The organism is Pseudomonas sp. LPB4.O, from assembly GCF_038383825.1.
In the GTDB taxonomy this organism is placed as follows: Bacteria; Pseudomonadota; Gammaproteobacteria; order Pseudomonadales; family Pseudomonadaceae; genus Aquipseudomonas; species Aquipseudomonas putida.
On sequence record NZ_CP151298.1, the window covers coordinates 3,045,294 to 3,068,472 of the forward strand.

Below are 23,179 nucleotides of genomic sequence, written 5' to 3' on the forward strand. Positions count from 1 at the left end.
GGCCTCTTCGCGGGCTTGCCCGCTCCCACAGGGACCTGAGGCGGTCCTGTGGAAGCGGACGCGCCCGCCAAGAGGCCGGCCCAGCCAGCACTGAACTCAGCATCTCACGCCGAAAGTTGCTATCGTGCCGCCCTGATCCACACCGAGGTGCCGATGTTCTACCTGCCTTTGCCCAGCGACCAGGCCGACCGCCTCGCCAGCGAACCCAAAACCGACTTTTTCACCACTGCCAGCGTCCTCGAAGCCGCCGCAGTGTTGTTCGCGCAAAACCTGCCGCGCCAGCCCGCCACCGCCTCGGCCGACGCGCAAGAGCGCCGTTTCGCCGAAATCGTGCGCATCGCCAACGAAGTTGAAAGCGCCGCGCCTGGGCGCTTTCAAAGCCAGGTAGCGCAGCACTTCGATCGTGAAGCCTTTGCCATGGGCCTGGGCATGCTGGGCGAAAACGGCATTGCTCTGCTGTCGGCCGAGGTGCAGTACACGCTAGACGAACTGTTGGATACCGAAGGCCAGTGGAATTTCCAGTTCGCCGACACCTACCGCCAGCGGGCCACACCGCTGCATCCGGTGTACCTGCCGTCGCTGGCCAGCGACCTGATGCTCAGCGACCAGCAAAACCGCCTGCTGCGCGAGTTTCTCAGTGGTATCGACGAGTCAGTGGCGGTGCAGGGCTTTGCTGGCACTGGCAAGACCTTCCTGATTCACCAGTTTGCCCGCCTGCTGGAGCCACAGCGCACGTTGCTTCTGGCTTTGACCGAAAGCCAGTTGCGCGCCTTGCAGGCGCGGGTAAAGGACGCTGCCGCCTACACCGCGCTGACCTTCGGTCAGTTGGCTGACGAGCTGCTCAACCGCGACCTCACCAACAACGGCTGGCGTCTGCGCGACCCGTATCGCACCAAACTGTCATGGCGCCCGCAGAATGAGCAGGTTGTACGCTGGCTGGCCATCCCTGACATCGGCCCGCTCGCCGCGCGCGATGTGGTTGCCTTGTGCGTCCGCGCCGTGCGCACCTTCTGCCACAGTGCCGATACCCAGCTTCAGCTGCACCATTTGCCCTGGGCCGGGCCGGGTACTTCGCCGCTGGATCAGGAGGTACTGCTGGAAAAGGCCCGCCTGTATTGGCAAGAGCTGATTCGCCCGTCCGCGCGGGAAGTCCAGCTGCCGGTGCGCGACTACCACCGGGTCAAGTTGCTGTCGTTGACCGGTTATGTGATCGATAGCCGCTACACCCACGTGATCGTCGACGAGGCTCACGAGCTGTCGGCACCGATGCTTGCCGTGCTGGACCGCAGCCCGCAGTCGATCATTGCGCTGGGCGACGAGTTGCAGAACCTCAACGGCCTCAGGCCGCACCATGGCAGCTTCATCCGCCAACGTTACATCGACCATTCCCTGCGTGCCGGGCCGGCGATGGACAATGTGCTCAACCCGCTGATCCAGGCCCACCCGGCGGCGATCCAGGCGGCTTTCAGTGGTAGCGCCGAGCACTACACGCGGGTCAGTTTCTTCGATACGGTGACCGTGCCGGAACAGCCCACCGCGCTGATCGTCGATGACGAATGGGGGCTGTTTGGCTGGTTCCAGCGCCTGACGCACCAAAGTGTGCCGTTCGTATTGCTGAAAAGCGCGCGCAAGGACTTCGAACTGTTCGTCGAGGACTGCATCGAGCTATACCGCTTTGGCACTCGACCGCGTCACCCGATGTTGTTCCGCTACGCCAGTTGGCAGGCGCTGGAGCAGGACAAGGGCGATGACAAGGCGTTTGTTGCCGTCGCCAACATGCTGCGCAAAGGCTATACGCCGGAACATTTTGCCAAAGCCAAGAGCCGTTACCGCTGGGACAAGGCGCCCAAGTTGTTCCTGGGGCGGGTACGGGATGTGAAAAACATGGAATTCGCCCGGGTGATGGTGTCGCCGGAGCTGATGGTGGCGCCGCAGGTGGCGGGCAACCGCAATGAGCGGGCGCGGATGCTGGCGGGGCTGTATACCGCCTGTTCGCGGGCGCGGCATGAACTGATCGTGCCGGGGGAGATGCTGGACTGGGTCAAGGACCAGGTTCGGGATTGAGGCATCTGGGGCCGCAGAGCAGCCCCAGAAGTTTTGAATCAGTTACGGTCCAGCCACACCGTCTGGGCATTGGTGAACTCGCGCACCCCGAAGTGCGACAACTCACGCCCGAACCCGCTCTTCTTCACGCCGCCAAACGCCACGCGGGGGTCAGAAGCGCAGTAGCCGTTGATGAACACGCCACCGGTATCCAGTGCCGCAGTCATGCGCTCGGCCAGCGCATAGTCGGCGGTGTAGATGGTCGCGGCCAGCCCAAACTCGCTGTCGTTGGCCAGTTCTACCGCATGCTCGGCATCACGTGCAGTGATGATCGCGGCCACCGGCCCGAACAACTCCTGCTTGAATGCGGTCATTTGCGGGGTGACGTTGGCGAACACGGTCGGCGCATAGAAGTTGGCCACGCCTTCGACCTTGTTGCCGCCCAGCAGCAGGGTGGCGCCTTCGGCGAGGGTCGCCTGAACCTGGCCGTCCAGCTCGTCGCGCAGGTCGTAACGGGCCATCGGGCCGATGTAGGTGTCGTCTTCCAGTGGGTTGCCGACTTTCAGCTCGCGGGTTGCTTCAACGAACTTGCGCGTGAACTCCTCGACAATGCTGTCTTCCACGATCAGGCGCTTGGCCGCTGCGCAGACCTGGCCGGTGTTCTGGTAACGGCCAATGACTGCGGCCTTGACGGCGGCATCCAGGTCGGCGTCGGCCAGCACGATGAACGGGTCGGAGCCACCGAGCTCCAGTACACACTTCTTCAGTGCCGCACCGGCCTGGGCACCAATCGCCATGCCGGCACGCACGCTGCCGGTCAGGGTCACGGCGGCGATACGCGGGTCGTTGATGGCGCGGGTGACGCCATCCGGGGTCACGTTCAGCACTTCGAACACGCCATCCGGCAGGCCGGCTTCCTTGAACAGCTCGCCCAGCAGGTAGGCGCTGCCCATCACGTTCGGTGCGTGCTTGAGCACGTAGGTATTGCCTGCCAGGATCGCTGGCACGGCGCCGCGCAGTACCTGCCAGACCGGGAAGTTCCACGGCATCACGGCCAGGATCGGGCCGAGCGGGCGGTATTCGATACGGGCTTTTTCAACCTGGGTCGGCTCAGCGGCAAGCATGGCCGGGCCGTGTTCGGCATACCAGCGGCACAGGCCGACGCACTTGCTGACTTCGCCACGGGCCTGGGCAATCGGCTTGCCGATTTCGCGGCTGATCATCTGGGCAAAGGCTTCGGCCTTGGCTTCGAGGGTGCTGGCCAGGGCCAGCAGGTACTCGCTGCGCTGACCCAGCGACACTTGGCGCCACTGGCCGTAGCCAACCTTGGCACGTTGCAGCGCCGCTTCCAGTGCGGCGTCGGTGTCGAACGGGTAGGCGCCGATCTGCTCGCCGCTGTACGGGTCGAGGGAGATGGCGTGGGTCAGGCTGCTGATCGCGCTCATGGCAGGACACTCTCGTTGTTGTTAATCAGTGAGGCCAGACTAGTGGGCTATGGCTTTAATGAAAACTGAATAATAATGAGCGAAACATTCACGTTTGGAGAAAGGCTGTGGACCTGGTGCAACTGGAGATCTTCAAGGCCGTGGCAGAGCAGGGCAGCATCAGTGCCGCCGCGCAGCACATCCATCGGGTGCCGTCTAACCTGACCACGCGCATCAAGCAACTGGAAGAAGACCTGGGCGTGGAGTTGTTCATTCGCGAGAAAAGCCGCCTGCGCCTGTCGCCTGCAGGTTGGAATTTTCTCGAATACACCCGGCGCATCCTCGACCTGGTGCACGAGGCGCGCCTGACCGTGGCCGGTGAAGACCCGCAGGGCACCTTTGCCCTCGGTTCGCTGGAAAGCACGGCAGCGGTGCGCATCCCGGCTTTGCTGGCGGCGTACAACCAGCGCTACCCCAAGGTAGACCTGGACCTGTCCACCGGGCCATCCGGGACCATGCTTGAAGGCGTGTTGTCTGGCCGGCTGGTGGCCGCGTTCGTCGACGGCCCGGTGCTGCACCCGACACTGGAAGGCATGCCGGTGTTCGAAGAGGAAATGATGGTCATCGCGCCGCTCAACCATGCGCCAGTTACCCGCGCCCAGGATGTGAACGGTGAGAGCATCTACGCCTTCCGTGCCAACTGTTCGTATCGCCATCACTTCGAAAACTGGTTCGTCAAGGACCAGGCAGTGCCGGGCAAGATTCACGAGATGGAGTCGTACCATGGCATGTTGGCGTGCGTCAGCGCTGGCGCAGGCCTGGCCATGATGCCGCGTAGCATGCTCGACAATATGCCCGGGTGCAGCACGGTCAGTGCCTGGCCTATGTCGGAAGATTTTCGCTACCTGAAAACCTGGCTGGTCTGGCGGCGGGGCGCGGTATCACGCAGCCTGAGCATGTTCGTGAAACTGCTTGAGGAAGGGCGTACAACCTCTTGATCAGTATCTAAATTTACATTCGATTTATGGGTTAGTGCCGAATGTCACGATGACGACCATGCATCAGCCAGAACACCAATACCCCGGGAGGATCAAATAAGAGGTAAGCCATCCTCTAAAGGAGGGTCGTACCATGCGTAACCACCACTATGCCCTCGGCGCGGCGTTGCTTGTCACCCTGGCCATGCCATGGACCCTGGCTGCCGCTGCCGACCTCAATGCCCCCATCGACATGCAGGCCGTGCAGTTGCAACCGCAGGAACAGAACGGCGTGCGCTACTTGCAAGGCGGCATTGGCCAGGACGAAGCCAATGCGCTGCGCAAGACCACCGGCTATGACCTGCACGTAGAGCTTTCGACTGGCCCGGAAGGCAAGTTCCAGAGCGGTGCCACTGTCGACATCCAGAATGCCCAGGGCCAGCCCGTACTCAGCGTCACGGATGCCGGGCCGCTGCTGTATGTACAGTTGCCTCCCGGCAAGTACAAGGTCACTGGCAATGCCCAGGGTGAGACGGTGCAGCAATGGGTCACCGTGAACGGCAAGGCCGCCACGAACGTGAACCTGAACTGGCGTTGAGGGATAAACGGGCGGGAGTACAGATGTACTCCCGCCTGGACGGAGCGCATCCGCATGAGCCTGGAGCTTCAGCTGAAGATGTTGAACGAGCGGGGCTACGTGTTGCTCCCCGGTGTGCTCGACCCCCATGAGAATCGCCTTGTTGCGCTGCGCCATCGATGACCTGCAGCCGATTCACTGGGACTACCAGAGGCAGCTGGAACACTACATCTTGACTAGCTGACTTCGCCAATAGTGGCAATTCACTTTCAACTTTCTGATTATCTGGACAATAATCAGAAACTATTACTTCGTGTGACCGGCCTGGATGCGCCGGTCACCCAATAAAGATCGAGGGGCAAAAGCCCCCGCTTGCCGTGTAGACCATCAGGAGAGTCGTTGATGAAAACCCGTCTCGCAGCTTCGCTGGCCGCTGCAGTGCTGGCCTTTGCAGGGGCCAACCTGGCCCAGGCCGCGCAGGTGTCAGGCGCCGTAGGCGCCACTAGCCAAGGTGACATGACCTACCGTATCGGCCTGTCGTTCGACTGGGACAAGAAATGGCTGGAAAGCAGTACCGGCTATGTCACTGGTTACTGGGATGCAGCCTACACCTACTGGGAAGGTGGTGACGCCAGTGGTGCGCACTCGCTGTCATTCAGCCCGGTGTTCACCTATGAATTCAGTGGTTTCACCTACACGCCGTACATCGAGGCCGGTATTGGCCTGGCGGCGTTTTCCAAGACCGACGTGGGTGACCAGCGCATGGGGTCGGCGGTCAACTTCGAAGACCGCATCGGTTTCGGCCTGAAGCTGCCAGGGGATCAGAAAATCGGGATTCGCGCGATGCATTATTCCAATGCGGGGATCAAGCAGCCTAACGACGGGATCGAGTCCTACTCGCTGTTCTACAGCAAGGGTTTCTGAAGCAGGGGGCCGCATGGTGGCCCCAGCCTTTCAGAACGTATAGGAAACCCCGGCCTGCACCGTCCGGGGTGCTCCCGGGTAGGCGTAGGTGTTGAACGCACCTTCGTCATATTCCTTGTTGAACAGGTTTTTCACGTCCAGGTTCAGGCGTACGTGCTCATTGAGCTGGTAGAAGCTCAGCAGGTCAACCACAGTGTACTGGTCCATGTTGTAGGTGACCGCCTCGGTCTGGCCATTACGGTCATCCACGTACTTCACGCCAATACCCAGGCCCAGGCCTTTGGCGAAGCCATCCTGGAATTCATAGGTGTTGAGCAGGCTGAAGCTGTTACGTGGAATGTTTGCCAGGCGGGTGCCGCTGGGCAAGCGGTTGTCCTTGGTAACTTCGGCATCGACATAAGCGTAGCCGCCGATTACCCGCCACTCTGGCGTGATGTTGCCAGCAATGTTGATGTCCAGGCCGCGGCTGCGCACCTGGCCAGCGGCGACATTGTAGTTGGGGTCCACCGGGTCGCGCGTCAGTACGTTTTCCTTGACGATATGGTAGACCGCTGCGTCCACGCTCAGCTGGCGATCGAGCGCTTCCCATTTCACGCCCAGTTCGTAGCTTTTGCCCTTCTCAGGGTCAAAACCACCCCCCGTCGCACCTGCAGGCGCACCGCTGTTGGGCTTGAATGAACGTGCAGTGTTGGCATACACCGCCACGGTGTCGGTCAGGTCGTACAGCAGGCCGAAACGTGGAGTAACGCCGTTTTCGCCCTTGCTGAAGTCACCCGCTGCGCTGAGCTTGTTGACATAGTCATGCTCGAAGCGCTCGAAACGCACGCCGGCCAGGGCCTTCAGACGCTCGGTCAGGGCCACCTGGTCCTGGACGAAGAATGCCCAGGTCTTGAGGTTTTCCTTGTCGTGGGTGGTGGTACGGGTCAGGGCAGGGCGCGCCTGGCCCAGCGCCGGGTCGAAGATATCGATCGGGTAGGCGGTGGCGCCTGCTGCGGAGCGCTGGATAATCGAGTTGTAGTCGTAGTCTTCGTACTCGACACCGGTCAGCAGCGTGTGGGCGAAACCGCCGGTGTCGAAGTGGCCGGTCAGGTTGAGCTGGTAATCACGGTCGGTCCACTCCAGCTTGCGGTAGTTGAAGTTGCGCCCCAAGGTGCGGCCGTCGGGCTGCAAGCCATTGGCTTCCACGGCATTGCCTTTGAGCGAGCCGTCCAGCCACTGCATGCCGCCGCCCAAGGACCAGTTGTCGTTGAGCAGGTGCTCGAAGCGTAACTGGGCCATGTTGTTGTCGTTGTGCAGCAGATTGTCGCTGCCTTTTTCCCAGATGTTGGTGTCGCGTGAGGCTGTGCCGAGCTGACCGGGCAGGCGTGTCAGGCCGCGATCCAGCGGGTGGTTGTTACGCATGAAGTCGCCTTCAAAGATGATCCTTGTGGCGTCATTGACCTGCCAGCTGATGACCGGTGCGACATCATAGCGCTCGCTTTCCACGTCATCGCGGAAGCTCTCACCACCTTCGCCCAGCACGTTCAGGCGGTAGGCCAGCGAACCGTCCTGGTTCAGCGGCCCGGTCGCGTCCAGCGTTGCCCGGTGCATGCCTTGGTCATCGAACTGACTGCCCAGGGTGACCTTGGATTCCGGCAGTGGCTGTTTGCTGACCACGTTGAACGTGCCGCCGGGGTCGCCGCGGCCATACAGGCTGGTGGCCGGGCCACGGATCACTTCCAGGCGCTCGACGGTATTGGCGTCGGGGGCGTTAGGGTAGCCGCGATTGATCGGGAAGCCATTGCGGTAGAACTCGCCGGTAGTGAAACCCCGCACAGTGAAGGTGGTCAGGCCCTGGCCGCCAAAGTTGTTGGCACGGCCGACTCCGCCGGCGTAGTCCAGGCCGTCCTGCAGGCGCGTGGCGCCGGTGTCTTCCAGCACATCCTTGGGCACCACGCTGACCGATTGCGGCGTTTCGTGCAGCACCGTGTCGGTGCGGGTGGCACTGGCCGAGCGATTGGCTTTATAGCCGACGACCGGGCCATCGGCGCGTTCACTGTCGGCAGTACTGGTGATGCTCAGTGCCTGGAGTTCTATCTGGGCCGGTTCGCTGAGCGGTTCAGGCTCGGCCAAGGCCAGTGGGGAGACAGCATGGAGCACACAAAGCGAAACGAATGTGCGACGCATCGACGGTACGATCCTGAAGTAGGGCACTGAAGAAAAGGTGGACAAGCGCCGCGAAACTACTACGAATCATTATCAGATGCATTATTTTTAAGTGGCACTGGTGTGCCAGATACCAACAGGTGGACGCCGTGCCGGCCTCCTCGCGGCTCAAACCCCGCAGAGGCCGGCGCAGGCATACTGGCACTCAGCCAACGGCCTTGATCGCCAGCACATTGCACAGTGGGTGCTCCAGCACATGCGCCGTGGTGCCGCCCAGGTAGGTCTGCATGGCGTCATGCCGGTGGCTGCCCATCACGATCACATCCGCCCGGCTGTGGCCGACAAACTGGGCAATGGCCCTGATCGCTGCGCCTTCCAGGAAGTGCCGGCGCTCCAGCGGGACCTGGTGATGGTCACCCAGGCGATTGAACGCCGCACGCTGCGCAGTCCGGACGCTGCCATCGAAGCCGGGCATGGTCACGGTGCCGGCGCCGAAGTCGGCGATATGGGTCTTGGCCGCGTCGCACACATGCAGCAGGTGCAGCTCGCCGTTGCACTGCAGGGCCAAGGCACGGGCGCAGTTGATTACCTGCTCATCCAGGTGTTCGCCAGCACCGTGGCTGTTGAGGTCCACGGCGGCGGCAATCTGCCGGGGCAGGGGCAGGCGGATGTCGCTGACCAGGTGCACGGCAATCGGGCTGTCCTTGAGCAGCAGCCAATCAAGTGGGGTGACCAGCAGGCGTTTGAGCACCGGTTCGTGCTGCACGTCCTTGACCAGCAGGTCACAGCCTTGCTGTTCGACCCGTTCCAGCACGCTGCCCAGTGGGTCGCGGGTCAATAGTAATTCGGTGGACACGTCCAGGCCCGCATTGCCCAACTGTTCGGCCTCATCGGCCAGCCACTGGCGGTTGTCACTGAGCAGCCGCTCACGTTCGCGGCCATCGCCCATCAAGCCAAAGGTGTCGACATCGTCGACGAACACATTGATATCCAGCAGTGCACCGCTGGACTCAGCCAGCGCCGCCGCGCGTTGCAGCGCTGGCGTATGGCGCATCTGCGGGCCGAGCATGACAAACAAACGCTTGAACTGGCTCATCTCACACCTCCACGTGTGGCAGCCCCCCGGTTACCTGGTTCTGTTCAGTCTAGACCCGTGTGCGCCCGGTCAAACCGATCAGGCGTTTTCCACCTGCGCCTGCCTGAGTGCGGCTAGCGCCATGTGTCGGGTATGATGCGTGCCCCATCATTGTCACGAGGCCTGTCCCATGTCCCTGAGCGCTGAACAGATCGGCGAATTTTGCGCTTTCGCCGAGCAGTTGGCCGATGCTGCCGCAGTGGCGATCAAGCCATACTTTCGCGCCAGCCTGGATGTCGAGGACAAGGGCGGGCGCCTGTACGACCCAGTGACCGTGGCTGACAAGGCGGCCGAGGACGCCATGCGCGCGCTGATCCAGGCCCGCTACCCAGACCACGGTATTCTTGGTGAAGAGGCGGGCGTGGCCGTCGGCAGCAGCCCGTTGACCTGGGTGCTCGACCCGATCGACGGTACCCGTGCCTTCATCACCGGCCTGCCGCTGTGGGGCACGTTGATTGCCCTGAACGATGGCGCGCGCCCTGTGGTTGGCGTGATGAACCAGCCATTCACCGGTGAACGCTTTGTCGGTACCCCTGAAGGTGCCTGGCGCAGCGGTACGCCACTGAAAACCCGTGCCTGTGCCGACCTGGCTTCGGCCACGCTGATGTGCACCACGCCGGACATGTTCGATACCACCGAGCGCAAAACCGCGTTCGAGGCCGTTGCCGGCAAGGCGCGCCTGATGCGCTACGGCGGCGATTGCTATGCCTACTGCATGCTGGCCTCGGGCTTTGTCGACGTGATTGTCGAAGCGAGCCTGCAGCCGTATGACGTACAGGCACTGATGCCGATCATCGAAGGGGCGGGTGGGGTGATCACTGCCTGGGATGGCAGCAGTGCACAGAATGGCGGGTGCGTTGTGGCCTGTGGTGACCCGGCGCTGCATGCGCAGATGGTAGAGATGTTGCGCCACGCCATGTGAGCCACCTATCCCCGATCACTGCACTTTTTACGATTTCCGGGCTCTATGCTTGGCCAGGCTGCACTGACCCCCGGTGCGGCCGCCGAATATCGACCCGGTGCCGATGGTTGCAAGCTCCCCGAATTTCCTCCCACGCCTGCTGCTGGCAGGCGCGCTTACATGCCTGTGCGCCTGCACCCAGGAGCAAGGCCGCGATATTGTCAGCCAGTTCGGCAACGGCAAACCCAGTGAGTTGTTCCAGACCAGCGTTGACCGCCTGGCCACGCTATCGATGCGCGACAACCTGCAAAGCCTGTACCTGCTGATGAACAAGCTGTACCTGCGCAACCCCAACCAGTTGAAGATGTCGGGCTATGTGGACGCTGCCACGGCCGAGCGGCAGATCCGCATGGCTATCGAACATCGTCAGCCACTGCCGCAACTGGGCAACCGCCGTGACCTGGCGGCATTGAGCTACGCCCTGAGCCCGGAGTTTCGTGGTGATCGGGTGGGTGCTTTCATCTACGCCATCGGCAGCATGCTGATCACCGCGCATGGCGGGCGTACCGAGTTCTACATGACCGATACCATCGACCCGTTGTTCATCAACAATGCGGCGCGCAATATCGAAAAGGCCACCTGGATGCTCAGCCAGCGGCAGGACGCCAATGGGGTGTTGCTGCTGTTCTCCAACGAGATTTCGGAAGAGGGCAGCAACCTGAGTTTTGCCGTGGAGTTTGGCAAGATCGTTGCGCGGCTGGACCTGTTAGCCGAGTTGCTGGATGAACGTTATCGGCGGATTGGTTTGAATTACGCGCAAAGCCTGTTGCTGATGAACTTTTTGCCGGTGCAGTGAACCGTAGCCGTAGCGCAGGCCCTTGTAGGAGCGGCCTTGTGCCGCGAAAGGGGCGCGCAGCGGCCCCAGGATTTCAGCCACCCAAGGCCAGGTTCAGAGCAGCGCCTGTATCGCCTGCCGGTAACGCTGCCCGGCCAGGCTCATGCTGTTGTTATGGGTCGCCCCCGGCACCAGCAGCAATGTCTTGGGCTGCCGGGCCGCGTCGAACAGCTGCTGGCTGAAGCGCGGCGGTACGAACCGGTCATCCATCCCATGCACCAGCAGCACCGGCAGGCCGATGTCGCTGATCTTGTCCAGCGAGTCGAACTTCTGCGACATCAACCAGCGCACCGGGAGGGAGGTATTGGCCACCGCTGCGGCGACATCGCCCAGGGAGGTGAAGGTCGACTCAAGGATCAGCCCGCGTGCCGGCGCCCCAACACCGCTTTGCTGCGCTTCACGTGTCAGTTCGCTGGCCAGTTCCACCGCCACCGCGCCGCCCAGCGAATGACCGAATATCAGGCGTTTTCCGGCATCCGGCTGCAGCTGGGCAAAGCGCTCCCACGCAATGCGGGCATCTTCGTACACCGTGGCCTCGGATGGCAGGTCGCCCCGGCTCTGGCCAAAGCCACGGTAATCCACGGCCAGCACCGAGTAGCCCATGGCATGCAGCTGCTCGATGCGGAACAATTGCCCGGTCAGGTTCCAGCGCACACCGTGCAGGTAGAGCACCGCCGGGGCATTGGCGCGCTTGGCTGGCCACCACCAGGCGTGCAGGCTCTGGTTATCGCTGAAGCTGCGCGGGCGCAGGTCGAGTTCCTGCACGTCGCTGGGCAAACCGCGGAACCAGCTGGCTTGGCCAGGCTCGATGCGGAACACCAGCTCGCGCTCCTTGTGCTGCAGCATGGCGCAGCTGGAGGGTAGGCCAATGACCAGCAAGGTGGCGCACAACCAGGTGAGCCAGCGGCGGCGCAGGTGGGTAAGGAAGAGGGTAGGCATGTGCGCTTTCTAGCAGAAGCACTGTGCCGGGTGTTGAAAAAGTGACCGAATGGCAGGGTGGTTTGATTGCAAGCTATTTCTTGAAGAACAGGAATATTACCGGTCTCGCGCGGGTTTATTCCCGAAGCGGTCGGTACAGGGACATACTGTTCGATAAACGAACGCCAGCTCCATCTGGCTTGTCCGCTATCCGCCCATCCAATCCCGTCGCCGCATTGCTCAACCCCCGCCATTTTGCTGTAGTGTGCCCATCCACCGGTTGTCGCCTGCCCCCGGCTATCCGCCACCGGCCCGATAGAATGACCGTGACGACCGCAACCACCGCCCACAAGGCCGTAGGAAGCGGCGACCAGAACAATAACGATACCGAGTGCCTTGCCTATGGAAAGCCGCCTGCTGAGCGAGCGCAGTAGCGTGTTTCACCACGCCGACCCTTATGCTGTGTCCGATTATGTGAACCAGCATGTAGGCCAGCATTGCATCGGACTGTCCCGCACCACCCACCCCCAGGCCAGCCTCAGCCACCGCAAGTTCGCCGAGCTCGACCTGTGCCGCATCAGCTACGGGGGCAGCGTGCGCGTTACCTCGCCGGCGCTGGAAACCATCTATCACCTGCAAGTGTTGCTCAACGGCAACTGCCTGTGGCGTGGGTATAAGCACGAGCAGCATCTGGTGCCGGGCGAGTTGCTGCTGATCAACCCGGATGATCCGGTTGACCTGACCTATTCGGAAGACTGCGAGAAGTTCATCCTCAAGGTGCCAACACGGCTGCTGGATTCGATCTGCGACGAACAGCGCTGGCAGCGGCCTGACGGGGGGGTGCGGTTCTTGCGCAATCATTACCGGCTGGATGAACTGGACGGGTTCGTCAACCTGCTGGCCATGGTTTGCCATGAAGCGGAAGTGAGCGATTCGCTGCCCAGGGTGCAGGGGCACTACAGCCAGATTGTCGCCAGCAAGTTGCTGACCCTGATGAGCACCAATATCCGCCGCGAAAGCCTGAGCGCACCGCAGGCCGGGCTAGAGCGCATTCTTGATTACATCGAACGCAACCTGAAACTGGAGCTGTCCGCAGAAGTGCTGGCGGAGCAGGCCTGTATGAGTTTGCGTTCGCTGTATGCGCTGTTTGAACAGCACCTTAGCACCACGCCCAAACATTACGTGCGCCAGCGCAAGCTTGAGCGGGTGCATGCGTGCCTGAGCGACCCGACTTGCGGTGTGCGCAGTGTGACCGAACTTGCCCTGGATTACGGCTTCCTTCATTTAGGTCGGTTTTCCGAGGTGTATCGGCAGCAATTTGGCGAGTTGCCTTCGCAGACGTTCAAGCGTCGGGGTGAGGCGCGCTAACGAGGCCACCTGATATTTCTGCCAGTTGCTGGCATTTCATGCACAGCCCACCATCTGCCTTATTTCGGGTAAAGGGTGGTCACCATGTCGACATCGCAAATTTCTTATTGTGCACTGCGCTACACCGTTTATGGGCGGGATGGCGGCGAGCAATGCGCATCTGTGCTGCGCTTCAATGGGCAGAGTAAAGAACCTGTTACAGGGCACTACTTGCTTGGGAACGGATATCGCGGCTTCAATTCAGCCTTGATGCGTTTCAATTCGCCGGATAGCTTTAGTCCTTTTGGTGACGGGGGGCTCAACGCCTATTGCTATTGCGGGGGCGACCCGGTGAACAAAATTGACCCCAGCGGTCACGCGGGGATTGAGCTCAATAGCTTCGTGAATGGCGGTCTATTCACAAAGCGCTGGGGGCTTCGCACGCTCGCATCGATGGTCGCCGGTCAAAGCTCAAAAGCTCCAGCATTGAAAACCTTGAGTGTGAAGAAGGCTCTCTCTGAAATCGACGCTAGTCTGCAGGGAAGGATGAAGAAGGTGGAGCGATATGAGTCTTGGCAGCCGCGCGACGTACAACGACTAGAAAACGCTTCTTTTTGGCTTTACGGAAGGGCCAATCGGTTTGAGTTGGCAAAAAAAAATTTTGATGCCGGAAATTTCCCATTAGAAGCTCAAGCAGCGTATGAGACATGGCATGAGATTTTAGCTGTAAAAAAATGGGTCGATTCTAAGCTGATTAAGATCAGGCCAATGGTAGAACGCAAGAAATTATTCGAAGTGCTGCCGTTTCCTCCCGAGAATATGCCGAGAATTCGTAGAGATGGATAGCACTCTGCACAATCCGGATAGCCCCCCGCCAGTCGTCTCCCTAACCTGACCAGGTCTAAACAATAACAAGGGAGACCCTGGCCATGTCCGTGGGATTCGACTACCTCAATGCCATGCTCGAGGACGACCGTGAAAAGGGCATCTACCGCTGCAAGCGCGAGATGTTCACCGACCCACGCCTGTTCGACCTGGAAATGAAACACATCTTCGAGGGCAACTGGATCTACCTGGCCCACGAAAGCCAGATCCCCGAGAAGAACGATTTCCTCACCCTGACCATGGGGCGCCAGCCGATTTTCATCGCGCGCAACAAGGACGGTGAGCTCAATGCCTTCCTCAACGCCTGCAGCCACCGCGGTGCCATGCTGTGTCGGCACAAGCGCGGCAACCGCTCCAGCTATACCTGCCCGTTCCACGGCTGGACGTTCAACAACAGCGGCAAGCTGCTGAAGGTGAAAGACCCGAGCAACGCCGGCTACCCCGACAGCTTCAACTGCGACGGCTCCCACGACCTGACCAAGGTGGCGCGCTTCGAGTCGTACCGGGGCTTTTTGTTTGGCAGCCTGAATGCCGATGTAAAGCCACTGGTGGAGCACTTGGGCGAATCGGCCAAGATCATCGACATGATCGTTGACCAGTCGCCTGAGGGCCTGGAAGTGCTGCGTGGCGCCAGCTCGTACATTTACGAAGGCAACTGGAAGCTCACCGCCGAAAACGGCGCTGACGGCTACCACGTCAGCTCCGTGCACTGGAACTACGCCGCTACCCAGAACCAGCGCAAGCAGCGCGAGGCGGGCGACGAGATCAAGACCATGAGCGCCGGTGCCTGGGCCAAGCAGGGTGGAGGCTTCTACTCCTTCGACCACGGCCACTTGCTGCTGTGGACCCGTTGGGCCAACCCGGAAGACCGCCCGGCCTATGAGCGCCGCGACCAGCTGGCTGCCGACTACGGCCAGGCGCGTGCCGACTGGATGATCGAGAACTCGCGCAACCTGTGCCTGTACCCGAACGTGTACCTGATGGACCAGTTCAGCTCGCAGATCCGCGTTGCCCGGCCGATTTCGGTGAACAAGACCGAAATCACCATCTACTGCATCGCCCCCAAAGGCGAGAGCGCCGATGCCCGCGCCAAGCGCATCCGCCAGTACGAAGACTTCTTCAACGTCAGCGGCATGGCCACCCCGGACGACCTGGAAGAGTTCCGCTCGTGCCAGACCGGCTATGGCGGCGGCACTGGCTGGAACGACATGTCCCGTGGCGCCAAGCACTGGGTCGAAGGCGCCGATGAGGCAGCCAGGGAGATTGACCTCGAACCCCTGCTGTCTGGCGTGCGTACCGAAGACGAAGGCCTGTTCGTGCTGCAGCACAAGTACTGGCAGGACACCATGATCCAGGCCCTCAAGGACGAACAGCAGCTGATCCCTGTGGAGGCCGTGCAATGAGCCTGTATGAAACCGTGCGCGACTTCCTCTACCGCGAAGCGCGCTACCTGGACGACGCCCAGTGGGACCAGTGGCTGGAACTGTACGCCAGCGATGCCAGCTTCTGGATGCCGAGCTGGGACGATGACGACACCCTCACCGAAGACCCACAAAGCGAAATCTCGCTGATCTGGTACGGCAACCGTGGCGGCCTGGAAGACCGCGTGTTCCGCATCAAGACCGAGCGCTCCAGTGCGACCGTGCCTGATACCCGCACTTCGCACAATATCAGCAACATCGAGATCGTCGAGCAGGGCGAGGGCAGCTGCCAGGTGCGTTTCAACTGGCACACCCTGAGCTTCCGCTACAAGACCACGGACAGTTACTTCGGCACCAGCTTCTACACCCTCGACCTGCGCGGCGAACAGCCGCTGATCAAGGCCAAGAAGGTGGTGCTGAAGAACGACTACGTGCGCCAGGTCATCGACATCTACCACATCTGATACAGGTTTTTGCGAGTACTGCCCGGTGCGTCCTGCGACGCGCCGTGGGCCGGCTCGCCTGCGAGGTGCAACATGAGCTACCAGATCGCACTGAATTTCGAAGACGGGGTTACCCGCTTCATCGAGGCTACCGGCCATGAAACCGTGGCTGACGCTGCCTACCGCCAGGGCATCAACATCCCGCTGGACTGCCGCGACGGCGCCTGCGGTACGTGCAAGTGCAAGGCCGAATCCGGCCGCTATGACCTGGGCGACAACTTCATCGAAGATGCCCTGAACGAAGACGAAATTGCCGAAGGCTACGTACTGACCTGCCAGATGCGGGCTGAAAGCGACTGCGTCATCCGCATCCCTGCTTCGTCGCAGCTGTGCAAGACCGAACAGGCCAGCTTCGAGGCCGCCATCAGCGATGTGCGCCAACTGTCGGCCAGCACCATTGCCCTGTCGATCAAGGGTGAAGCGTTAAGCCGCCTGGCCTTCCTGCCGGGGCAGTACGTCAACCTCAAGGTGCCGGGCAGCGAGCAGAGCCGCGCCTATTCGTTCAGTTCGTTGCAGAAGGGCGGCGAAGTCAGCTTCCTGATCCGCAACGTACCGGGTGGGTTGATGAGCAGCTTCCTGACCAACCTGGCCAAAGCCGGCGACAGCATGAGCCTGGCAGGGCCGCTGGGCAGCTTCTACCTGCGGCCGATCCAGCGCCCGCTGTTGCTTTTGGCCGGCGGTACCGGCCTGGCGCCGTTCACCGCGATGCTGGAGAAAATCGCCGAGCAGGGCAGTGAGCACCCGCTGCACCTGATCTATGGCGTGACCAACGACTTCGACCTGGTCGAGCTAGACCGCCTGCAAGCGCTGGCGGCGCGCATCCCCAACTTTACCTACAGCGCTTGTGTGGCCAACCCGGACAGCCAGTACCCACAAAAGGGCTACGTGACCCAGCACATCGAGCCACGCCACCTCAACGACGGCGATGTGGACCTGTACCTGTGCGGGCCACCGCCGATGGTCGAGGCGGTCAGCCAGTACGTGCGCGAGCAGGGTATTACCCCGGCCAACTTCTACTACGAGAAGTTTGCGGCGGCGGCCTGACAGATCGCCGGGGCCGCTTCGCGGCCCTTTCGCGGCACAAGGCCGCTCCTACAGGGAAACGCGATCCACGTGGGAGCGGCCTTGCGTCGCGATGGAGGGCGCAGCCCACCCAATTGCCATTAACCGGGTCATGCAGGAAAAACATATGAACAACAGATTCCAAGGCAAGGTTGCCCTGGTCACCGGCGCCGCTCAAGGCATCGGCCGGGGCGTGTGCTGGCGGCTGAAGGCCGAAGGCGCGCAAGTGGTGGCGGTAGACCGTTCCGAACTGGTCCACGAGCTGGCCGGCGAAGGCATGCTCACCCTCACCGCCGACCTGGAGCAACACACCGATTGCGCCCGGGTCATGGCCAGTGCGGTGGAAACCTTCGGCCGCCTCGACATCTTGGTGAACAACGTCGGCGGCACCATCTGGGCCAAGCCTTTCGAGCACTACGAAGTCGAGCAGATCGAGGCCGAAGTGCGCCGTTCGCTGTTCCCCACCCTGTGGTGCTGCCATGCCGCGCTGCCGTACATGCTTGAGCGCGGCAGCGGCGCCATCGTCAACGTTTCTTCCATCGCCACCCGTGGCGTCAACCGGGTGCCTTATGGCGCAGCCAAGGGCGGCGTCAACGCGCTTACCGCCTGCCTGGCCTTCGAAACTGCAGGGCGCGGCATCCGCGTCAACGCCACTGCGCCCGGCGGCACCGAAGCGCCACCCCGGCGCGTGCCACGCAACAGCGCCGAGCAAAGCGAACAGGAAAAACACTGGTACCAGCAGATCGTCGACCAGACCCTCGACAGCAGCCTGATGCACCGCTACGGCAGCATCGACGAGCAGGTGGGGGCGATCCTGTTCCTCGCTTCCGACGAGGCCTCTTACATCACCGGCGTGACCCTGCCGGTAGGTGGCGGCGACCTCGGCTGAGCAACACCCCAAGGCAAGAGCTTTCCATCACAACAAAAACAAGAGCGACAGATGCCATGCGAACCCTTGACGTACACCCGATCATCGATAACGCGCGCTTTACCCCGTTTCACTGGATGGTCATGGCCTGGTGCGGCCTGTTGTTGATCTTCGACGGCTATGACCTGTTCATCTACGGCGTGGTACTGCCGGTCATCATGAAAGAGTGGGCCCTGACCCCGTTGCAGGCCGGCGCGCTGGGCAGTTACGCGCTGTTCGGCATGATGTTCGGCGCCCTGGCATTCGGCAGCCTGGCCGACCGCATCGGGCGCAAGAAGGGCATTGCCATCTGTTTCGCCTTGTTCTCGGTGGCGACCATCTTCAATGGGTTTGCCAGCAGCCCGAGCGAGTTTGGCATCTACCGCTTCATCGCTGGCCTGGGCTGTGGTGGCCTGATGCCCAACGCCGTGGCACTGATGAACGAGTACGCCCCCAAGCGCTTGCGCAGCACGCTGGTGGCGATCATGTTCAGCGGTTATTCGGTGGGCGGCATGCTTTCGGCGGGCGTTGGCATCTTCATGCTGCCGCGCTTCGGTTGGGAGTCGATGTTCTTCGCCGCTGCTGTACCACTGCTGCTGTTGCCGGTGATCCTCTACTACCTGCCAGAGTCCATTGGTTTTCTGGTGCGCAAGGGGCGTACCGAGGAAGCGCGGGCGTTGCTCAAACGACTCGACCCGCACTGCGACGTGCAGGCCGATGACGTGCTGCAGGCGGCTGACCGTAAAGCAGGTGGCGGGGCGTCAGTGCTGGAGCTGTTCCGCAACGGCCTCGCCATCCGCACCCTGGCACTTTGGCTGGCGTTCTTCTGCTGCCTGCTGATGGTTTATGCACTCAGCTCCTGGCTGCCAAAACTGATGGCCAACGCTGGCTACAGCCTGGGTTCCAGCCTGTCGTTCCTGCTGGCGTTGAACTTCGGCGGCATGGCTGGGGCCATCCTCGGCGGCTGGCTGGGTGATCGCTACAACCTGGTCAAGGTAAAGGTGGCGTTCTTCATTGCCGCCGCGCTGTCGATCAGCTTGCTGGGCGTCAATAGCCCGATGCCGGTGCTGTACCTGCTGATCTTCATTGCCGGCGCCACCACCATTGGTACGCAGATCCTGCTGTATGCCGGCGCCGCGCAAATGTATGGGCTGTCGGTGCGTTCCACGGGGCTTGGCTGGGCCTCGGGTATCGGCCGCAACGGCGCCATCGTCGGCCCCTTGCTGGGCGGCGCACTGATGGGCATCAACCTGCCCCTGCAACTCAACTTCATCGCCTTCGCCATCCCAGGCGCGATTGCCGCCCTGGCCATGGCCGTGCACCTGGCCAGCGGCCGTCGGCAAGCCCCGGCCATCGCGGCGCAGGCATGACCCGAAAAGAACAAGAGCCAGCCACAAAGACCGGCCACTGCCTTGCGGGATGCGCCATGAAAACCCTGATCAAGGACAGCTCACTGTCCGCCATTGTCGCGGGCTGCATCGCCACGATGATCTCCTACGCCGGCCCGCTGGTGATCATTTTCCACGCTGCCGAAGCGGCCGGGCTGTCGCACCAGCAGTTGTCATCCTGGGTCTGGGCCGTGTCCATGGGCAGTGCCGTGCTTGGTGCGCTGCTCAGTTTGCGCTACCGCGTGCCGGTAGTGATCGCCTGGTCGATCCCAGGCTCCGCGCTGCTGGTCACTGCCTTGCCGCAACTCGGCCTGGAACAGGCCGTAGGTGCCTATCTGGTGGCCAACCTGGTCCTGCTGCTGATCGGCATCAGCGGGGCCTTCGACCGCATCATCGCGCGCTTGCCGGGGTCCATCGCCGCTGGCATGCAGGCTGGCATCCTGTTCGGTTTTGGTATCGAAGTGTTCCGCGCCTTGCCAGTGCAGCCGTTGCTGGTACTGGCGATGTTCGTCACCTACGTGCTGATGCGCCGGGTTCAGCCCCGTTACGCAGTGGCTGCGGTGCTGTGCGTGGGCGCCCTGGTGACCGTGGCCAGCGGTGCGTTCCGTAGCGAGGCGCTGGTGCTGGAACTGGCTTCACCGCAGTGGATCACCCCTCAGTTCAGCCTGCCAGCGGTATTCAGCCTGGCGCTGCCGATGGTGCTGGTGGCGCTGACCGGGCAGTTCATGCCGGGCATGGCGGTGCTGCGCAATGCGGGTTACGCCACACCGGCCAGCCCGTTGATCAGCGCCAGTGCCCTGGCCGGTGCCGTCCTGGCGCCATTCGGCTGCCACGGGCTGAACCTGGCGGCGGTTACCGCCAGCCTGTGCACGGGCCATGAGGCCCACGAAAACCCACGACGGCGCTATGTGGCGGCAGTGGCTGGCAGCACGCTGTACCTGTTGCTGGGCATAGCCGGTGCCACGTTGATGTCGCTGTTCGCAGCCTTTCCCGCCGCACTGATCGCGGCCCTGGCCGGGCTGGCCCTGTACGGCGCCATCAGCGAGGCGCTGGCCCGCAGCCTGGCAGAACCGGCCGAGCGCGATGCAGGCCTGTTCACCTTCCTGGTCACCGCTTCGGGGGTGGCCTTCCTTGGCCTGTCGGCAGCGTTCTGGGGGCTGCTGTTCGGCCTGCTGGCCCATGCACTGCTCAGGCTGCGCCAGCCGCGTGCCGGGGAGGTGCTGCGCCGCACCCCATGAACCGCCGTGTTCCCAACGCTTTATCCATAAAAACAAGATCAAGAGAGCTTCGGAATGAACAACACCCCTTGCGTAGCCCTGGGCCTGACTTTGCTCAGCCAACCATTACTGGCCGACGAAGGCAGTTTCTTCGAGGATTCGAAGGCCACCCTGAGCGCCCGCAACTATTACTTCAGCCGCGATTTCTCCGACATTGTCGGGGCCAACAAGCAGTCCAAGGCCGAGGAGTGGGCGCAGGGCTTCATCCTCGACTTCAAGTCCGGTTACACGCCCGGTACGGTGGGCTTTGGCGTGGACGCCCTGGGCCTGCTGGGCATCAAGCTCGACAGCAGCCCCGACCGCACCAACACCGGCCTGCTGCCGGTGCATGGCGACGGCCGTGCTGCCGACGAGTACAGCCGCCTTGCGCCCACCTTCAAGGCCCGCCTGTCGAAGACCGAACTGCGCGTCGGTGAACTGCAACCGAACCTGCCAGTGCTGACCTTCAGCGACATCCGCCTGCTGCCGCCGACCTACCAGGGCGCCAGCGTGAGCTCGTCTGAAATTGACGGGCTGACCGTGCAGGCCGGGCATCTGAAAAGCACCCACCTGCGCAACGAAGGCGGCGACGGCAAGATGAACGCAATGCTCGGCCATGTGCCGATGCGCCAGGCCGAGAGCGATGCCTTCAACTACGTGGGCGGGGACTATGCGTTCAATGCCAACCAGAGCAGCGTCAGCCTGTGGTACGGGCAACTGGAGGATATCTACGAACAGGGCTTTGTCGGCCTCAAGCACAGCAAGCCTGTGGGGGACTGGGTGCTCAGTGCCAATCTGGGCTACTTCACCGCGCGTGAGGATGGCGAGGCGTTGCTGGGCAACATCGACAACCAGGCGTTCTTCTCGATGTTCACCGCCCGGCATGGCGGGCACAGCTTCCATGCTGGCTACCAGGGCATCTATGGCGACAGCCCGTTCCCACGGGTGTTCGCCAATATTTCGCCGCTGGGTAACGAGGTGCCGACCTATGAATTCGCTTACACCGACGAACGCTCGTACCAGGTGCGCTACGACTACAACTTCGCCGCCATGGGCGTGCCAGGCCTGGTGGCGACCGTGCGCTACATCACCGGCAACAATGTCGATACCGGGCTGGGCTATGAAGGCCGTGATCGCGAGCGCGACCTGGACATCGGTTATGCGGTACAGAGCGGGCTACTGAAAGGGCTGGGGATTCGGGTGAGAAACGCCATGGCACGTTCCAATTACCGCAGCGATATCGACGAGAACCGGCTGACCCTGGTGTACACCTGGCAGTTGTTCTGAAAGGTCTCCACAAAATCACGAGCATTACGCCGCTCCTACACGGGAATTGCGTATCGGCACAGGTTGAGGGTAGCTTTCAGGAACCACCTTTCAGGGATGCTACCCGTGGACTCCATTACCCAGGCCGTACTCGGCGCTGCCCTGCAAGGCACCGTACTTGGCCGCATCCAGGGCCGCCGCTCGCTGTTGTATGGCGCCGCCCTGGGCACGCTGCCCGACCTTGATGTGATCATCCGCTATGCGGACCCTGTGTCGCAGATGACCTACCATCGCGGCTTCTCGCACTCGCTGTTCGTGCTCACCGGGCTGGCTTTGCTGCTGGCCTGGGGGGTCAATAAATGCTGGCCCGGCAAAGGCTACACCTTGCCCAGGCTGTTCCTTGCCTTCTGGCTGGTACTCATCACCCACCCGTTGCTGGATGCCTTTACGGTGTATGGCACGCAACTGTTCTGGCCACTGCAACCCACCCCCCAAAGCTGGGCCGCAGTGTTCATTATTGATCCGGTCTATACCTTGCCACTGCTGGCGGCAGTCATCTACACAAGCATCAAGGGCGTTACCGGCCGGGCTACACGCCTGTTGACCCTTGCACTGGTGTTCAGTACCGCTTACCTGGGTTTCGGCCTTGCCGGGCGTATGGCAGCCGAGCAACGCTTCCAGGCGGCACTGGACCAGCAAGGCAACGTCGTGAGCGAGGTTCGCGCCGTGCCGATCGCATTCAACAGCCTGGTCTGGCGGGTAATGGCCAAGACCCAAAATGGCGACTACTACGAAGGCATCAGCAGCGGGTTCGACCGGAAGGCGCCGGAAATGCAACGCTTGCCGCGTAACCTGGAACTGGCAAACGCGCTGGCAGGCGACCCTTTGCATCAGCGCTTGCGCTGGTTCACCGGCGACTGGCTGCGGTATGACCAGATAGGCGATGCGCTGGTGGTTACCGACTTGCGCATGGGCATCCCGGGCAACTACACCTTCCGTTTCAACATGGCGCACCGCGACACCCAGGGGCACTGGATTGCCGATGTGCCTTCGGTGTGGGACGGCGCCGGGCCCGGGTCAATGTTCAACGGCAATGACCTGGTGCTGATCTGGCGTCGTATCGTCGACCAGCAGCCACCTTTGCCCCTGGCTGCCTGGACCGACCGGTACCTGGGGGCAGGTGCGGTCGAGCGCGGGCACTGAGG

Annotated in this window: 19 protein-coding genes and 2 pseudogenes; 17 read left to right on the top strand and 4 right to left on the bottom strand. The window is 62.0% G+C overall.

What is annotated here, in order from left to right:
* Positions 1-153: 153 nt before the first annotated feature.
* Positions 154-2,064 (top strand): AAA family ATPase, encoded by a 1,911-nt coding sequence (locus MRBLPB4O_RS13580; protein ID WP_341798836.1) that lies wholly within the window; start codon positions 154-156, stop codon positions 2,062-2,064.
* Positions 2,065-2,102: 38 nt separating this feature from the next.
* Here the strand turns inward: MRBLPB4O_RS13580 and MRBLPB4O_RS13585 are convergent, their stop codons facing one another.
* Positions 2,103-3,488: an aldehyde dehydrogenase family protein gene (locus MRBLPB4O_RS13585; protein WP_341798837.1), complete on the bottom strand. Its 1,386-nt coding sequence runs from the start codon at positions 3,486-3,488 to the stop codon at positions 2,103-2,105.
* 107 nt (positions 3,489-3,595) lie between these two features.
* Between MRBLPB4O_RS13585 and MRBLPB4O_RS13590 the strand changes: the two genes are divergently transcribed.
* From MRBLPB4O_RS13590 to MRBLPB4O_RS13605, 4 genes and pseudogenes are all read left to right on the top strand, one after another.
* Positions 3,596-4,465: a LysR family transcriptional regulator gene (locus MRBLPB4O_RS13590; RefSeq protein ID WP_016499597.1), complete on the top strand. Its 870-nt coding sequence runs from the start codon at positions 3,596-3,598 to the stop codon at positions 4,463-4,465.
* 133 nt (positions 4,466-4,598) lie between these two features.
* Entirely contained in the window at positions 4,599-5,042 is a 444-nt protein-coding gene (locus MRBLPB4O_RS13595) for a carboxypeptidase regulatory-like domain-containing protein (RefSeq protein WP_341798838.1), read from the top strand.
* Positions 5,043-5,096: 54 nt separating this feature from the next.
* Positions 5,097-5,250 (top strand): annotated as a pseudogene (locus MRBLPB4O_RS13600) (dioxygenase); the annotation flags it as partial.
* Positions 5,251-5,423: 173 nt separating this feature from the next.
* The gene (locus MRBLPB4O_RS13605) at positions 5,424-5,945 is read left to right on the top strand and encodes an acyloxyacyl hydrolase (protein WP_341798839.1); all 522 of its coding nucleotides are present in this window, start codon (positions 5,424-5,426) and stop codon (positions 5,943-5,945) included.
* Between the two features lie 30 nt (positions 5,946-5,975).
* Here the strand turns inward: MRBLPB4O_RS13605 and MRBLPB4O_RS13610 are convergent, their stop codons facing one another.
* Both MRBLPB4O_RS13610 and MRBLPB4O_RS13615 read right to left on the bottom strand, forming a co-directional pair.
* Complete coding sequence (locus MRBLPB4O_RS13610) at positions 5,976-8,111, bottom strand: TonB-dependent siderophore receptor (RefSeq protein WP_341798840.1); 2,136 nt, start codon at positions 8,109-8,111, stop codon at positions 5,976-5,978.
* 184 nt (positions 8,112-8,295) lie between these two features.
* Positions 8,296-9,186: a universal stress protein gene (locus MRBLPB4O_RS13615; protein ID WP_341798841.1), complete on the bottom strand. Its 891-nt coding sequence runs from the start codon at positions 9,184-9,186 to the stop codon at positions 8,296-8,298.
* Between the two features lie 169 nt (positions 9,187-9,355).
* Between MRBLPB4O_RS13615 and hisN the strand changes: the two genes are divergently transcribed.
* Both hisN and MRBLPB4O_RS13625 read left to right on the top strand, forming a co-directional pair.
* Positions 9,356-10,147: a histidinol-phosphatase gene (hisN, locus tag MRBLPB4O_RS13620; RefSeq protein ID WP_341798842.1), complete on the top strand. Its 792-nt coding sequence runs from the start codon at positions 9,356-9,358 to the stop codon at positions 10,145-10,147.
* 103 nt (positions 10,148-10,250) lie between these two features.
* Positions 10,251-10,982 (top strand): hypothetical protein, encoded by a 732-nt coding sequence (locus MRBLPB4O_RS13625; protein ID WP_341798843.1) that lies wholly within the window; start codon positions 10,251-10,253, stop codon positions 10,980-10,982.
* A 93-nt stretch (positions 10,983-11,075) separates the two neighbouring features.
* Here MRBLPB4O_RS13625 and MRBLPB4O_RS13630 read toward each other — a convergent pair whose 3' ends face one another.
* Positions 11,076-11,960 carry an alpha/beta hydrolase gene (locus MRBLPB4O_RS13630; protein ID WP_341798844.1) on the bottom strand — a complete coding sequence of 295 codons (885 nt, stop codon included), beginning with the start codon at positions 11,958-11,960 and terminating at the stop codon, positions 11,076-11,078.
* Positions 11,961-12,341: 381 nt separating this feature from the next.
* Here MRBLPB4O_RS13630 and benR point away from each other — a divergent pair, with 381 nt between their 5' ends.
* From benR to MRBLPB4O_RS13680, 10 genes and pseudogenes are all read left to right on the top strand, one after another.
* Positions 12,342-13,307 (top strand): benABC operon transcriptional activator BenR, encoded by a 966-nt coding sequence (benR, locus tag MRBLPB4O_RS13635; protein WP_341798845.1) that lies wholly within the window; start codon positions 12,342-12,344, stop codon positions 13,305-13,307.
* 84 nt (positions 13,308-13,391) lie between these two features.
* A pseudogene (locus MRBLPB4O_RS13640) lies at positions 13,392-13,673 on the top strand (RHS repeat-associated core domain-containing protein); the annotation flags it as partial.
* Positions 13,674-14,215: 542 nt separating this feature from the next.
* On the top strand, positions 14,216-15,574 hold the full coding sequence (gene benA, locus MRBLPB4O_RS13645; RefSeq protein ID WP_341798846.1) for a benzoate 1,2-dioxygenase large subunit: 1,359 nt from the start codon (positions 14,216-14,218) through the stop codon (positions 15,572-15,574).
* Positions 15,571-16,056 (top strand): benzoate 1,2-dioxygenase small subunit, encoded by a 486-nt coding sequence (benB, locus tag MRBLPB4O_RS13650; RefSeq protein ID WP_004374327.1) that lies wholly within the window; start codon positions 15,571-15,573, stop codon positions 16,054-16,056. The genes benA and benB overlap by 4 nt, the downstream gene beginning before the upstream one ends.
* Before the next feature lie 72 nt (positions 16,057-16,128).
* Entirely contained in the window at positions 16,129-17,139 is a 1,011-nt protein-coding gene (benC, locus tag MRBLPB4O_RS13655) for a benzoate 1,2-dioxygenase electron transfer component BenC (protein ID WP_016499612.1), read from the top strand.
* Between the two features lie 145 nt (positions 17,140-17,284).
* A complete protein-coding gene (locus MRBLPB4O_RS13660; RefSeq protein ID WP_028613974.1) occupies positions 17,285-18,046 on the top strand; it encodes a 1,6-dihydroxycyclohexa-2,4-diene-1-carboxylate dehydrogenase in 762 nt (253 codons plus the stop codon).
* Positions 18,047-18,102: 56 nt separating this feature from the next.
* On the top strand, positions 18,103-19,434 hold the full coding sequence (locus MRBLPB4O_RS13665; RefSeq protein ID WP_341795512.1) for an aromatic acid/H+ symport family MFS transporter: 1,332 nt from the start codon (positions 18,103-18,105) through the stop codon (positions 19,432-19,434).
* A gap of 56 nt (positions 19,435-19,490) precedes the next feature.
* The gene (locus MRBLPB4O_RS13670) at positions 19,491-20,690 is read left to right on the top strand and encodes a benzoate/H(+) symporter BenE family transporter (RefSeq protein WP_341795513.1); all 1,200 of its coding nucleotides are present in this window, start codon (positions 19,491-19,493) and stop codon (positions 20,688-20,690) included.
* Positions 20,691-20,744: 54 nt separating this feature from the next.
* On the top strand, positions 20,745-21,995 hold the full coding sequence (locus MRBLPB4O_RS13675; protein WP_341795514.1) for an OprD family porin: 1,251 nt from the start codon (positions 20,745-20,747) through the stop codon (positions 21,993-21,995).
* Positions 21,996-22,100: 105 nt separating this feature from the next.
* Entirely contained in the window at positions 22,101-23,177 is a 1,077-nt protein-coding gene (locus MRBLPB4O_RS13680) for a metal-dependent hydrolase (protein WP_341795515.1), read from the top strand.
* Positions 23,178-23,179: the final 2 nt, after the last annotated feature.

Excerpts from the sequence above, each read along its gene's own strand:
- MRBLPB4O_RS13580 (WP_341798836.1), top strand. The coding sequence starts at position 154 with ATGTTCTACCTGCCTTTGCCCAGCGACCAGGCCGACCGCCTCGCCAGC.
- MRBLPB4O_RS13585 (WP_341798837.1), bottom strand. The coding sequence starts at position 3,488 with ATGAGCGCGATCAGCAGCCTGACCCACGCCATCTCCCTCGACCCGTAC.
- MRBLPB4O_RS13595 (WP_341798838.1), top strand. The coding sequence starts at position 4,599 with ATGCGTAACCACCACTATGCCCTCGGCGCGGCGTTGCTTGTCACCCTG.
- MRBLPB4O_RS13605 (WP_341798839.1), top strand. The coding sequence starts at position 5,424 with ATGAAAACCCGTCTCGCAGCTTCGCTGGCCGCTGCAGTGCTGGCCTTT.
- MRBLPB4O_RS13610 (WP_341798840.1), bottom strand. The coding sequence starts at position 8,111 with ATGCGTCGCACATTCGTTTCGCTTTGTGTGCTCCATGCTGTCTCCCCA.
- MRBLPB4O_RS13615 (WP_341798841.1), bottom strand. The coding sequence starts at position 9,186 with ATGAGCCAGTTCAAGCGTTTGTTTGTCATGCTCGGCCCGCAGATGCGC.
- hisN (WP_341798842.1), top strand. The coding sequence starts at position 9,356 with ATGTCCCTGAGCGCTGAACAGATCGGCGAATTTTGCGCTTTCGCCGAG.
- MRBLPB4O_RS13625 (WP_341798843.1), top strand. The coding sequence starts at position 10,251 with ATGGTTGCAAGCTCCCCGAATTTCCTCCCACGCCTGCTGCTGGCAGGC.
- MRBLPB4O_RS13630 (WP_341798844.1), bottom strand. The coding sequence starts at position 11,960 with ATGCCTACCCTCTTCCTTACCCACCTGCGCCGCCGCTGGCTCACCTGG.
- benR (WP_341798845.1), top strand. The coding sequence starts at position 12,342 with ATGGAAAGCCGCCTGCTGAGCGAGCGCAGTAGCGTGTTTCACCACGCC.
- benA (WP_341798846.1), top strand. The coding sequence starts at position 14,216 with ATGTCCGTGGGATTCGACTACCTCAATGCCATGCTCGAGGACGACCGT.
- benB (WP_004374327.1), top strand. The coding sequence starts at position 15,571 with ATGAGCCTGTATGAAACCGTGCGCGACTTCCTCTACCGCGAAGCGCGC.
- benC (WP_016499612.1), top strand. The coding sequence starts at position 16,129 with ATGAGCTACCAGATCGCACTGAATTTCGAAGACGGGGTTACCCGCTTC.
- MRBLPB4O_RS13660 (WP_028613974.1), top strand. The coding sequence starts at position 17,285 with ATGAACAACAGATTCCAAGGCAAGGTTGCCCTGGTCACCGGCGCCGCT.
- MRBLPB4O_RS13665 (WP_341795512.1), top strand. The coding sequence starts at position 18,103 with ATGCGAACCCTTGACGTACACCCGATCATCGATAACGCGCGCTTTACC.
- MRBLPB4O_RS13670 (WP_341795513.1), top strand. The coding sequence starts at position 19,491 with ATGAAAACCCTGATCAAGGACAGCTCACTGTCCGCCATTGTCGCGGGC.
- MRBLPB4O_RS13675 (WP_341795514.1), top strand. The coding sequence starts at position 20,745 with ATGAACAACACCCCTTGCGTAGCCCTGGGCCTGACTTTGCTCAGCCAA.